Below are 12,483 nucleotides of genomic sequence, written 5' to 3'. Positions count from 1 at the left end.
ATGAAGGAAATCCGAATAGGACGCCGGAGCAGATAGAAATTTGGTTGGCTCAACTCTCGCTGTCGGGGTGATATTGTTCTATCAATTTCACCACCGGGCGAAATCGATCTTCGTCCCCATAGAATTTTACCATACCGACGGCTTGGACCAAGCCGGCATACAAGTCTTTACGGTCTGGCTCGCCAGTGGGACTTGTATCTGCTTTGTTTCGTGCATAATCGTAAAGGCTGTTGGCGAAGGTCTGAAGCAGCGCCACGTCGTACATTGCGTTTTCCCAGTCCGGCGAGTCCGCTTTGAATTCGGATGAATCTGAAATACGAGCTTGCAGACGCGCATTGTGAACCTGGTAGTGACTCAAAAGTTCAAATGTTCGTCTTGAAGCATCAGCCGCGATATGCTCGATTACCAGCTTTAATGTGTCTATTGCCCGCTCAGGCAATGGCGGCATTTCGAGCGGGGTCTGGTCAAGCTGCGAGACAACGGCGCGACAGAAGGTAGATATCTCTGACAATGCGTCAGGCATTTGTGCGCGTGCCGCCCAGCTCTTTTTGCGCTCGGTTTCCTGATGGCGGGTTTTTTCGTCCGCGCGTTGCCGTCTTATTTGCCACACGGTTTTGGCCGCATAAACCACAGCCAGGATTCCGACTATTGCTGTCTGCCATTCTTTCAATTCATTAACGAACGGCTCCACATACACCCAGAATTCATTCATTTTTTTTCCTTCATCTGCAATTTTTAAAGCACGTAACGGATATGCGGATGATTGCGTTTCAACGCAGGCTATACCAAGCACCGCGGCCTTTGCCGTGTAAGTCAAGATGCCCGTTCTGATGAAGCGATCTGAAATGCTCTTTCAGCGTGTTTCTGCTAGCCCCGGTCACAATGACCATCTCCCGGACTGTCACCCGGCCATGGGCGCGCGCATGATCCAGGATTTGGACGGATAATGCCGGCAGAGCAGACAGAAGCAGCTTTTCGCGCTCGACCTTGTGCGCCAGACGGCGCATTTGCTGCTGGAGCGCACGCAGGAAGAAGACAATCCAGGGCTGCCAGTCCGGCGTTTGGGATCGGATGGTTCCCTGAGTTTGACGTAGTGCCGCATAATAGGTTTCCCGGTTCTGTTCAATCACACTTTCAAGCGAGCTGTAGGGCACATAGACATACCCCGCCTGCAGCAGCAGCAAGGTCGTCAACGCGCGGCTGAGACGGCCATTGCCGTCTTGAAAGGGATGAATTTCAAGAAAAACGACCACAAATACAGCAATGATCAACAGTGGATGAAGCACTTTTTCGGCGCGTGCCGTCACAATCCACGAGATAAGTTCCCGCATTAATGACGGTGTATCGAAAGGAGTGGCGGTTTCGAAGATGATTCCGAGTTGGTTTCCGGCTTCATCGAATGCCGCGATGCTGTTTGGTGCCGTTTTATAGTTTCCGCGATGCCACTCATCTTTCTGGCTGTAAACCAGCAGGTCGCGATGCAATTGTCTGATATAGTTTTCCGAAACCGGAATGTCGGGCCAGGAGTGGAAAATCAGTTCCATGACTTCGGCATAACCAGCGACTTCCTGTTCATCACGGGAGTCAAATTGCCGGTTTGCCAGGTTACTGAGAAGCGTTTCAACCTGCCGATCGGACATATGGCTGCCCTCAATGCGGGTGGAAGACCCCACGCTCTCAATCGTGGCGACATGGCGCAGAGCTGACAACCGCTCTGGTGCCAGTGTTCCCAACGCCCTCCACGCTCCTTTGAATTCATCGATCTCGGAGATGAGGTTGAGTATGTCAGACGTAATGACAAGGCTTTTGAGTTGGATCATAACATCCAATAATACACCCAATTACACCCATTTTGTCAATCCATTACTGCATTCGATTTCATCCAAATCGGGATGCTGAGTGCTTAAATTCCGCCCGAACAATTTTTCCGACAAGGAAAAGCGGAACCTTTCAGTCCCTGGCGGGCTTGTCCTACGCAATTCGACGCTACAGGCCTTTACAAAAACTGGTAGATACTCCATATACCATCCAATCAGATGGTTTATAGATGGTTTTGGCAATGCGAGTGTCGGACAGCGAAAAAATCACAATCAATCTTGGCCATGTCGATCTGGGACGGATCGACCTGCTGGTGCAGGAAGGTTTCTACCAGAACCGGACCGATTTCATCCGCACCTCGATCCGCAACCAACTGGCCACGGAAGCAAGTGCTATCGCAAATTCCATTGAGCGCCACACTTTGCAGCTGGGGCTGCGTGACATCACCCGCGACGAGCTTGAAGCGGCACGCCAGGCCGGCGAAATGCTGCACATCAAAGTCGTCGGGCTGGCCCGGTTTGCAGATGATGTCGCGCCTGATCTGGCCAGTGCCACGATCGCAACGATCACGGTTCTTGGCGCGCTGCATGCCTCGCCTGACGTTAAAACAGCGCTCGCCGGGCGCATCAAATAGGGCGAAGCCCGCTAATTCTAAGGATCTCAATATGACTTTCAAATTTCCGACGGCCATGCGGCAGGCGCTGAGAGAAACCTGTGCGGGTGATGTTGCCACTGCCACCTCGACGATACAGGCCGCGCTGGCAGCGCATTCCGAAAATACCAGACCCGGCACGTGGGCTGATAAAACGCCACAGACCCTGCTGATCGGAAGCAACGCCTCCGGTGCCGCCAGGCCAAGCGGCGAAACCGGCGCTGCAGCCACGTCGAAGTTTGATACGTCCGGCAACCGGCTCCGGCGCGTTGGCACCCCGAACGGCACACCTCGCCAATCGTTGAAATCTGTCCTTCATGGCTTGCGCCACAGTCGGCCCGACTTCACTGTACCGGCGGCGCGGAAAACCACCATCCTGCCCCGGATTGCCGATGGCGCGCGCTATGAGCAGCGGCATTTCTCCTGTAGTGAGGGTGCTCGCGATTATCGCATTTACGTGCCGGGCGGGCTTTCGCAACCGGCAGAAGGTCTGTTGCTGATGCTTCACGGCTGCACCCAGACGGCAGATGATTTTGCCTGCGGCACCGGCATGAACCAGCTGGCTGAACAGCACAATCTCATCATACTGTATCCCGAACAGAACCGGGCAGAGAACCCGTCTGTATGCTGGAACTGGTTCCGGCCGCAGGATCAGCGCCGTGGCGCAGGCGAACCTTCGCTCCTGGCCGCTCTCACCCGGCAGATAGAAGAAGAATTCAAGGTGAAGCGCGGGCGGGCTTTCACCGCCGGCCTTTCTGCCGGTGGTGCCATGGCCGCAACCCTTGGTGCCGTTTATCCGGATGTCTATTGCGCGATCGGCGTCCATTCCGGACTGGCGCATGGTGCGGCCCATGATGTGCCATCGGCCTTTGCAGCGATGCGCGGCGACATGACATTTGCGTCCGGTTCGCCAGCCGATCAGAGCTGGAGTGATACAGGCCGGACGCCAAGGATTGTATTTCATGGCAGCGGCGATGGAACCGTGCATCCCTCAAATGCAGACCGTGTTTTTGGTGCCTCTGACGATGCGTCCGCCGCGTCAGCCGAGAGTGGCATTTCCGCTGGAGGACGGCGCTACCACCGTACAATCGTCGCATCTTCAAAGCAGGTGTCGGCGCGCGAATTGTGGATGATCGAGGGCAGCGGCCATGCCTGGTCCGGCGGCTCCGCAACAGGTTCCTTCACCGATCCTGTCGGGCCCGATGCCTCGGCTGAAATGGTGCGGTTTTTTCTGCAGGCCGAGAGCCGGGAGTTTTCGAAATGACGTCAATGCTGGCATTCGATGCGATAGAAAAAGCCCGGCCCGGCCCGAAATGACGGGCGCGACGGGACCGGTCATGGCCGGACAAGGAAGTCTGATTATAGGGCGCGGCGGCGATAACGGCTCTTCACGAGTGGAGTGCGCCGCTGCTGCGGGCTTCGTCCGGGAGGCCTGCGGAAACGGCACCAGCGCGGTGCCGTTTCCGCACTCGTTCAATGTCTCAGAGTGAAGCGATCATGTCCTTGTAAGGCTTGGCGCAGCCGCGATCATCTCCCACCGCCGGAACGGCTCCTTCGGGCATTGCAATGCCGCACAAATCAGCGGCAACTTTCAGCGCACGCGCCGGATCAGTGACCATATCTTCATAGTGAACGATGCGGGCATGATCCGGGTTCTTCTCGACCATCAGATCCATCATCTCGTGGTACCAGTCGATGTGTTCGCGGACCATATCCATGTCATAGGCATAGCTGTTGTCGCTCTGGTAATGGCGCATGAAAATGCGCAGCGCGACATCTTCCGGATCGCGCTTGATAAACAGGAATTTTGTCTTGGGAAAAACGATCGACATCAGCGCGGCGTCACTCATCCGCGAGGGATGGGTGTTAGTGAAAACTTTGGCGCCGCCGGCGCGGTGGTGCAGTTCTTCAAGATAGATTGTTCGGCATTGCGGATAAAGCTGTGGCGGCAGCACTTCAAAATAGCGGTTGGTGAGCAGGCCCGCACCCTGAAAGGTCTGGCGTATTGCGGTATCGACAAAGCGATTTTCATAGCCGCGTTTGACGCCATCCAGGCTGGCAACCAGAGCTTCCATTGAGGTCTTCCCGGAACGGGACGGACCGAGGATAAACAAAGTGGTGGGGGTATTGTCACCGGCTGCATCACCGGCTGTATCGCTGGCCGGTTTTACCGGGTTTGCCCGCAGCAGATCGAGGGTCCTGTTCTGGCGTTCGCGAATGCGTTCGGCCTGCTCTTTGACAGTTTTGAGTACTGCTTTATTGGCCGGAACCATGGCGTCCCAGGCTTCCTGATAGCGCTCATCCTTGTCCAACGCGGCGGCGCGTATGAAGGCAATCATGGTCGGGTCGGAATCCGATTGATCCGGCCCCTTCAAATAGGCGTCCATTTCATCCAGCAGATCAACATGAAGCAGTGGCGCTGGCAGGGCAGCGAGAGCAGAAAGCGGTTCAAAGCGTTTGTAGCCGCCGCTGAGCAATTTCTCGAAAACGGCAACCGCCTCTTCGTTTTCTCCCAGCGAAGAACAGGCCCAGGCATAGCCGGCAGAAGCGGGAACCAGATCCGGCTGGAGGGCCCGGGCTTCGGCAAACACCAGTTTGGCCTGCTCATATTCCATTTCAGCGCGATAAATCTCGCCCAGCGTGACCAGGACATTGACGTCCTTCGGATCAATCGCTCTGGCCTGCTCCAGCGTATAGGCCGCGGTTTCGGGCGCATCGAGTTCCAGATAGACGCCGCTCAGCGCTGTCAGGGTGGCTATGCTGCGGGGGTTCTGCATCGCCGCGCGCACCAGACAATTGAGCGCCTGCTCATAATTCGACATGCCGGCATAGATCAGGCCAAGCGTGTGCAGCGCTGCCATATAATTGGGGTGTTCCTTGAGTAGCGCCAAGCAGGTTTTCTGCGCCTGCTGGAACTTGCCGGCCTGGCGCAGCCGTTCCGACTGTTCCAGTCTGATGAAAGCATCCTGAAGCGGATTGACCGGTGTGATTTTCTCATTACCCGGCAGTGTTGCGGTTTTGAATTGTTTTTTGGACACCCGAGGCCTCGGCAGTTGAGCAACACTTCCCTGCCCGGCCCGCAGACCGGGCTGAAGGCTGGCCAGATGCTGCTGGTTGCGGTTTCGCCGACAAACTATTCGCAGCGCCGCTGACAAGTCAATTCTCCTGCCGCTTTCGAGCTGCAGTCCGGCTCTGAACGATGCTGTGGACTGTTGCACCATAGATGTTGCGATGGGGATCGCCGCCCGAATTCTGTCACATTTTCGCCACAGTTCCCGAAAAAGTACACGCCGGATGCCATTTTGCACGCTGAAATTCGCCTGCAGGTTTACACGCCGCGAAAACCTGCCCCTAATCAGATGATTCCACTCGCGCGATTCCCGCGGCGTGGTGCTTTGTATGTGACCATCAAGCCTTGTGTTTGACCATCAAGAGAGCCCGTCGGGATCAGCAGGAAGACATATTGATTTTTAAAGGGGCTTTAAATTGAGAATTCATAGAAAACTGATGTGCAGTGTGGCACCTGCAGCGCTACTGCTGGTTGCTTCAATGGTTGTGGCGGAAGCTGCTGATCCGATCAGCATTCCGGTTGCCGCCGGCACGCCGTTCACCGGCTTTTATATCGGCGCTCATACCGGGTATGGCAGTGCGGATTACGAAGGCTCCTGGGAAGATGACGGCGATCCCTATAACGGCATGAAAAATCGTGGTGCCTTGTTCGGCATGCAGGCGGGTTACAATTGGGAAGTCATGCAGAACGTGCTTCTGGGTATTGAAGGCGACATCACTGTTGCGCCCTGGAATGCGGCCTATTCAGAAGATTCTACAAACTCGGTCTTCGGACATCTGTCGGGAATGGCCTCGCTGCGCGCGCGGCTTGGCTATGTGCTTGACGAAACTCTGATCTACGCCACGGGCGGTGTTGCCTTTGCCAGTTCCAATGCTGGAGCCGGCGCAACAATCCAGCACAACCGTAGAGCCGAGATCGTCACTGGGGCGGTTGTCGGTGCCGGTGTTGAATGGCTGCTGTCACCTTCTGTCGCATTGCGGGCGGAAGGCCTGTATTACTGGTTCGACCAGAAGGACAGCGCCCCCGGCGAAAGCGGCTTTGGTGGCATTCAGGACACCTGGGTGGCGCGGGTCGGAGCCAGCTGGTATTTCAACGGCTCGCGTCCAGTTGACGATATGTATGGCGCGCTGGCAGGAAACGCCTTTTCCGGTTTCTATGTTGGTGGACACACCGGCTATGGCAGTGCCGACTATAAAGGTGATCCCGATGACAGCGGCACCGAATTCACTGTCAAGAATGAAGGCTTTCTGGTTGGCGCCCAGGCCGGTTACAACTGGAAAACGGCTTCAAATCTGGTGCTCGGCATTGAAGGCGACATCACTGTCGCGCCATGGAATGTCTCCATGCCAAATAGCGCCGGCAGTTCGTCATTTGTTGGTGGGCATCTGAGTGGCATCGCTTCACTGCGGGCACGTCTTGGCTATCAGATTGACCGGACACTGATCTATGCAACCGGCGGTGTCGCCTTTGCCAGCTCCAACGCCTCGGGCGGGATCACGATGGAGTATAACAGGAAAGCCGAAATCGTGACTGGTGCCGTGGCCGGTGCCGGACTTGAGTGGATGGTGTCGGACAAGGTCAGCCTGCGGGCGGAAGGTCTGTATTACTGGTTTGACCAGAAACAGGGCGGAAATCAAGGCTCTGGCTATGGCGGTATTCAGGACACCTGGCTGGCGCGTGTCGGAGCGAGTTATTACTTCAATCCAGGCTCCAGCGATGACGCAGAACCATTTGATGCAGATTTCAGCGGTGCCTATGTCGGCGGTTTCACCGGCTATGGCGGAGCCCTTTACGACGGTACATCTGACCTCAGCGGAGATTCATCGGACGAGGGATCTGGTCAGTTCGCCGGGTTCCTGATCGGCGGTCATGCCGGGTACAACTGGCAGGTTGCTGATATGGTGATTGCCGGGGTTGAAGCCGATGTCGGTGTGAACCCATGGGTTGGCGGTATTACCACCTCGGATGTCTCCGATCTGGTATCCGGACAATTGTCAGGTATTGCATCCCTGCGCGGACGCCTGGGAATGACACTGGACCGCAGCCTGATCTATGCAACGGGCGGTATTGCCTTTGCCAGTTCAACTGGTTCCGGCGGCTCGATTATTCAGATCAACAAAAAAGCCGAAATAATTGCCGGGCCGGTTGCAGGACTTGGAATTGAGTGGATGGCAACTGAAAAGGTCAGTCTGCGTGCCGAAGGTATGCATTACTGGTTCGACCAGCAGCAAGGTGGCAATGGTGCAACCGGTGAAGCCGGAATTCAGAATACATGGGCGGCACGAGTAGGTGCAAGCTGGCACTTCAACTAAGTCCCGTAGCGACGTCTTATAAAGCCCCGGTTATGCCGGGGCTTTTTTTTGCCCTGTTTTCACGCTGCCTTAGAGCGCTTCCTAACATCAAGGACCTGATGCTCCAACTATAGCGGGTTTTCTGCAGCTCTCTTCCAGAGCATATGGATTTCGGAGCGCATGAGACCACTCATGTCGTATATCCACTCAATTGACGTTATGCGGCCCGCAAAGCCATGGGATCACGGGGTGTAATGCGCAGAGCGCGCAGCGCATTGAGGATGACGGCGACGTCGATCACCTCCTGAAGCAGCGCTCCTTCAACTGGCGTCAGGTATCCGAAAGCCGCCGCGATCATGCCGGCCACAGATAATCCGATCCCGGCGACAACGCTTTCGACAGCTATGCGCCGCGAGCGGCGGGCGATCTCGATTCCCGGTCCGAGCCGGTCAATCCGGTCGACCAGAAGCACTACGTCCGCCGCTTCCGCAGAAGCCGCCGCACCGCGGGCACCCATGGCCACGCCGACATCCGCCGCCGCCAGTGCCGGCGCGTCGTTGACGCCATCCCCGACCATCATCACGGGGCCGTTGTTCCGCTCAGCCAGGACAAGACTGACTTTCTGATCCGGCGTCAGCCCGGCATGAAGCCCGTCAAGGCCAAGGCCTTTTGTGACGCGCTCGGCAACTTCGGCCCGATCGCCGGTTGCAAGCAGGATGCGCGCAATCCCTTCGCGGCGCAGCCCGGCAAGCATCGCGCCTGCCCCTTTTCGTAACGGATCGGCCATCACAAGATGCCCTGCCATAACACCGTCCAGCGCCACTGCGACAAGGACGGAGCCCTGCATGAGAGCCAACGGGCCGCCCGAAATTCTGCCAACACGTTGCGCCACGAATGTGTCGCCGCCGACAATGACCATGTGGCCCTCTACCCTTCCGGTCACACCCTCGCCCGCAATTTCTGTAACCTGCGAAGGCACAGGCAGCACAAGATCGCGCTGCTTCGCAGCGGCGACGATAGCCTGCGCGACCGGATGTTTTGACGCCTGATCGAGGCTTGCTGCGAGCCGCAGAATGTCGTCCTCGTCCCTGCCGCCATATGTGTCGATCGAAACAATTTGCGGGCGCCCGTCGGTGAGGGTTCCGGTCTTGTCGAGGATCAGTGTTCGAATGCGCGCCATCGCCTCAAGAGGAGCCGCCCCCTTGATCAGGACGCCGAAATGCGCGGCGCGCGACAGGCCGGCAACAAGCGCCACCGGCACGGCCAGAATCAGCGGGCAAGGCGTTGCAACCACCAACACGGCGACGGCGCGGATCGGGTCGCCCGTGAACCACCATGCCGCAAAGGCGATGGTAACAGTGAGCGCCAGAAATCCCAGCGACCAGCGATCCGCCAGCCGCGCCATTGGCGCCTTGGAGCGCTGTGCTTCCTCCACCAGACGCACAATCCCGGCATAGGTGCTGTCTTGCGCAAGGTGCGTCGCGGACAGATCGAAAGGTGCGCCCGCATTGGTGGAGCCACTCATCGCCGTTGCCCCTTGCGACAGGCGGGTGGGCAGGGATTCACCAGTGAGGGCGGAAGTATCGAGGAAAGCTGCCTGTGACACGACGAACCCATCCACCGGGACGACATCGCCCTGACGGATCAGCAGCAGGTCTCCCGGTTTGATCGCATCAAGCGGCACATCTTCGAGGCTGCCGTTTTTGTGCCGCGTCGCGGCGCGCGGAACGCGTGACAGCAGAGCGTGCATCTCACGTCGCGCGCGGCCCTCGGCGAAACTTTCAAGAAAGGTTCCCCCGGAATACATCACGGCCACAACAGCCGCTGCCAGCGTTTCGTCAAATAACAGAGCTGCCGTCATCGACAGGGCAGCGACGATGTCGAGCCCGACCTCGCCTCGCCACAGGCTGTGCAGAATATCCAGCAGCAGAGCTAAAAGAACAGGGAGCACCCCGACGAACCAGGCAATGGTGGCCAGACTGGAATTGCCGGCGAAGTAAAATGCAATTCCCGCCAGAAGCCCCGTCAGGGCAAACAGCAGGAGTGCAGTCTTGACCCGCCCGGTGCCTGTGTATTCCATACGGCTCAATCCCTCCGGGCCGAGGCGATTGCCGCTGGTTCATTCGCAACACAACCCTCAAATTCCAGCACCCGGTACGCCCGCATCATCCTCGCGCACCAGAAAACAGGCGTCAAGCCGGGGACGCTGCCAGAGTGGCGCAGTTGCACGTGCATCGGGAATCATGGGCGCAGTTGCCGGTGGTGAAGTGTGACTTGGGTCACCGATTCCGGGTCGGACATTTGGGGAAATGGTGCACCGGCGGGGATGATGGTGGGAACATGTTTGTGGTAGTGATTTCATTCTGAATATTGCGACGGGTTAACAATATTCCCGCCACGAGGAGAATTCTGCGGTTTTTGCGATCGGTGAAATTTGAAATGCGTTAGGCTTATTCTATAAGCATGTCAGTCTTCACATATTGGCGGTTGAAGAATGGCGGATCAAATCAACTCTGTCGGATTTTGATATAGTAAACAAGAAGCAGGCCTGCCTTACAGATACCTAGTTGTAGCTTTTGACCGGAAATAGCTGAAATTCATCTAAACCGCGTTAGGTCCTATGCCTTCACAGTTCTAAGTTGACTCTCGCAAACAAATTTGCCTTTTAATAGATGATGGCGTGGAGCCTAGGTGGGGCGCGACCTACCCGGCCCTTATGGGGTTGAAGACGTCCTTTTTGGGAAACTGATTTGGCGACAGTGGGTCGAAAGACTTACTGGATGGTATCGGGGACCTTGAGTCGCCGTATCCCCTTACTCTATGCGCCCCACCGATTTTTGAATGAGATATTATGCGCAATGAATTACGACAAGAAATCAAACGCTTGAGCAAAAAGGCCTTTCAAAAAGAACGAACCAAGGCTGAGAAAGAAGCGAAATACCGCGAAAAGTTCAAGCGCCGCACGGGAGTTGAAGCTGCGCTTCCTTCCAATAAATCTCGAACGTTTTTGCATCGGCACTTTGATCCGCGACATTGCAAACGAAATGCAAATGTTATTGCTACAGCAATTTGGCACAAAGTCCTTCGCTACGAATACGATCCTGAGCCCGCGCTTAGATTTCTAATACCTAAGCCAGATGGGTCAAATCGGGAAATTACCGCGTTTGGAATTCCTGATGCAGCACTAGCAAACGTAATTTTCCGAAGAACATTAAACAGAAATAAGAAGCGACTCTCACCACACTCGTATGCCTATCATCCTGACAAGAACGTGTTTGATGCGATTTTGGCGCTAAGAGACTTCGATAAAGATGGTAAGCTATTTGCTGTTCAAATTGACTTTGAAAGGTACTTTGACAACATACCAGCAAATTACTTGAAAAAGAAAATTGCCGATCGCTCCACGGTTAGCCTTACACCTCATGAGCGACATATCTTTGAAGCATTCCTTCATCACCGCTTGGGTGATGCAGAGGCACACAGGACTTCGATGTTTAAACGCAAGGTCAAGGGAACGCCTCAAGGTTCTTCAGCATCTTTGGTACTGGCCAACCTTGCAAATCATGATCTTGACCGAAAACTATCTGTCGAGGCTGGCAAGTTTGTCAGATTTGCGGATGACGTGGTTGCAATCTGCGGAAGTTATGAAGACGCACAGCGGCTTGAGCGATGTTTCGACCGCCACTGCTCTGAAAGCGGTCTAATCGTCAATCGAAAAAAGTCGCCGGGGATTTCTGTAATTTCAGACTACCAGCATGAAATTCGCACAATAAACGACTTCACTTATTTGGGCTACGGATTCAAAGACGCTGGGCTTACGCTACCAGAAAAGACCAAGAAAAAACTTGAACAAAAGGTTTCTCGGCTGGCCAATATCTATTTGATAAATTCCCTGAAACACGGATTTGATCGGAGCAGAGCCAATAGGCGGCACGGCTACGATTGGGATTTGTTAGGGCTGATCTATGAGCTTCGCAGGGGGTTTTATGGTGGGCTTAAAGAACAAGATATTCAGGAATTTTTATACCATGGCGGGCGGCTCAAGAAAATGCGCGGTCTTATGGGCTTTTACTGTCTGATCGAAGACCCATCTGTTCTTAAGGCGCTCGACGGCTGGACAGTAAACATGGTGCGGCGGGCTTCTGTGGCACGCAGGCGAATTTTACGAGACAGGTATCGACGCAATTGCCCAACACCATCAAACCAACAACTAATTCTAGGAAACTGGATTGCGCCATCTGCTTGGCGTGAAGAAGATAGTGCAGATAGTGCCGTAGAGGTAGTTTTTCCTAGTTTAGTTCGCGGCTGGCGCGCAGCGAGAAAGCACTTTTTTACGTTTGGTCTCGAAGGTGTTCAAGCGCCGGGCTACGATTCCTCATTCGACATATCAATTCTCTTTGACGCTTTTGACTATTAATTTTGTTGAGAAAACCTAGAATCGCAACTCCATATTTGAAGGCTGCAATTGCGAGGGTCAGATCCTTGAAGTAAACTTCTCATTGTCATCAGGACGTCAGGTGCAAACATTGAACTAGGTAATCATTTGGCGCGGCAAGCCTAATTCTATCAGTGCTACGTTTCTGGTAGGGGTGACACAGCGTTGGATTGGGTTGATATAAATCCGCCTAGCACGCTCCAGATGCTCTCAAGCA

The 12,483-nt window shown here is 55.2% G+C and carries 8 protein-coding genes; 4 read left to right on the top strand and 4 right to left on the bottom strand.

All coding sequences use genetic code 11. The annotated features are described in order from the left end of the window. Positions 1 to 49 precede the first annotated feature (49 nt). Complete coding sequence (locus tag RAL88_RS14755; protein ID WP_306264571.1) at positions 50 to 817, bottom strand: hypothetical protein; 768 nt, start codon at positions 815 to 817, stop codon at positions 50 to 52. Further along, complete coding sequence (locus tag RAL88_RS14750; RefSeq protein ID WP_306264569.1) at positions 771 to 1,820, bottom strand: Fic family protein; 1,050 nt, start codon at positions 1,818 to 1,820, stop codon at positions 771 to 773. Before RAL88_RS14750 ends, RAL88_RS14755 begins: the two co-directional genes overlap by 47 nt. 239 nt (positions 1,821 to 2,059) lie before the next feature. Here RAL88_RS14750 and RAL88_RS14745 point away from each other — a divergent pair, with 239 nt between their 5' ends. Together RAL88_RS14745 and RAL88_RS14740 are read left to right on the top strand one after the other, a co-directional pair. Next, positions 2,060 to 2,452: a CopG family transcriptional regulator gene (locus tag RAL88_RS14745; protein WP_306264568.1), complete on the top strand. Its 393-nt coding sequence runs from the start codon at positions 2,060 to 2,062 to the stop codon at positions 2,450 to 2,452. A 31-nt stretch (positions 2,453 to 2,483) separates the two neighbouring features. After that, a complete protein-coding gene (locus RAL88_RS14740; protein WP_306264567.1) occupies positions 2,484 to 3,734 on the top strand; it encodes a PHB depolymerase family esterase in 1,251 nt (416 codons plus the stop codon). 217 nt (positions 3,735 to 3,951) lie between these two features. On the opposite strand, the gene RAL88_RS14735 is transcribed toward RAL88_RS14740, so the two are convergent. Beyond that, the gene (locus tag RAL88_RS14735) at positions 3,952 to 5,508 is read right to left on the bottom strand and encodes a tetratricopeptide repeat-containing sulfotransferase family protein (protein WP_306264565.1); all 1,557 of its coding nucleotides are present in this window, start codon (positions 5,506 to 5,508) and stop codon (positions 3,952 to 3,954) included. A 448-nt stretch (positions 5,509 to 5,956) separates the two neighbouring features. On the opposite strand from RAL88_RS14735, the gene RAL88_RS14730 reads away from it, so the two are divergent. Continuing rightward, positions 5,957 to 7,852 (top strand): outer membrane protein, encoded by a 1,896-nt coding sequence (locus tag RAL88_RS14730; RefSeq protein ID WP_306264564.1) that lies wholly within the window; start codon positions 5,957 to 5,959, stop codon positions 7,850 to 7,852. Between the two features lie 196 nt (positions 7,853 to 8,048). Here RAL88_RS14730 and RAL88_RS14725 read toward each other — a convergent pair whose 3' ends face one another. After that, entirely contained in the window at positions 8,049 to 9,911 is a 1,863-nt protein-coding gene (locus RAL88_RS14725; protein ID WP_306264563.1) for a heavy metal translocating P-type ATPase, read from the bottom strand. A gap of 771 nt (positions 9,912 to 10,682) precedes the next feature. On the opposite strand from RAL88_RS14725, the gene RAL88_RS14720 reads away from it, so the two are divergent. Then, on the top strand, positions 10,683 to 12,248 hold the full coding sequence (locus tag RAL88_RS14720; RefSeq protein ID WP_306264561.1) for a reverse transcriptase domain-containing protein: 1,566 nt from the start codon (positions 10,683 to 10,685) through the stop codon (positions 12,246 to 12,248). The last annotated feature ends 235 nt before the right edge of the window (positions 12,249 to 12,483 follow it).

Origin of the sequence: Pararhizobium sp. IMCC3301, assembly GCF_030758315.1 — a bacterium.
Lineage (GTDB): Bacteria > Pseudomonadota > Alphaproteobacteria > Rhizobiales.
The sequence above is the reverse complement of the archived record's forward strand: the minus strand, read 5'-3'. Positions and strand labels throughout refer to the sequence as shown.

Coding starts and splice junctions, on each gene's coding strand:
- RAL88_RS14750 (WP_306264569.1), bottom strand. CDS start 1,820: ATGATCCAACTCAAAAGCCTTGTCATTACGTCTGACATACTCAACCTC.
- RAL88_RS14745 (WP_306264568.1), top strand. CDS start 2,060: ATGCGAGTGTCGGACAGCGAAAAAATCACAATCAATCTTGGCCATGTC.
- RAL88_RS14740 (WP_306264567.1), top strand. CDS start 2,484: ATGACTTTCAAATTTCCGACGGCCATGCGGCAGGCGCTGAGAGAAACC.
- RAL88_RS14725 (WP_306264563.1), bottom strand. CDS start 9,911: ATGGAATACACAGGCACCGGGCGGGTCAAGACTGCACTCCTGCTGTTT.
- RAL88_RS14720 (WP_306264561.1), top strand. CDS start 10,683: ATGCGCAATGAATTACGACAAGAAATCAAACGCTTGAGCAAAAAGGCC.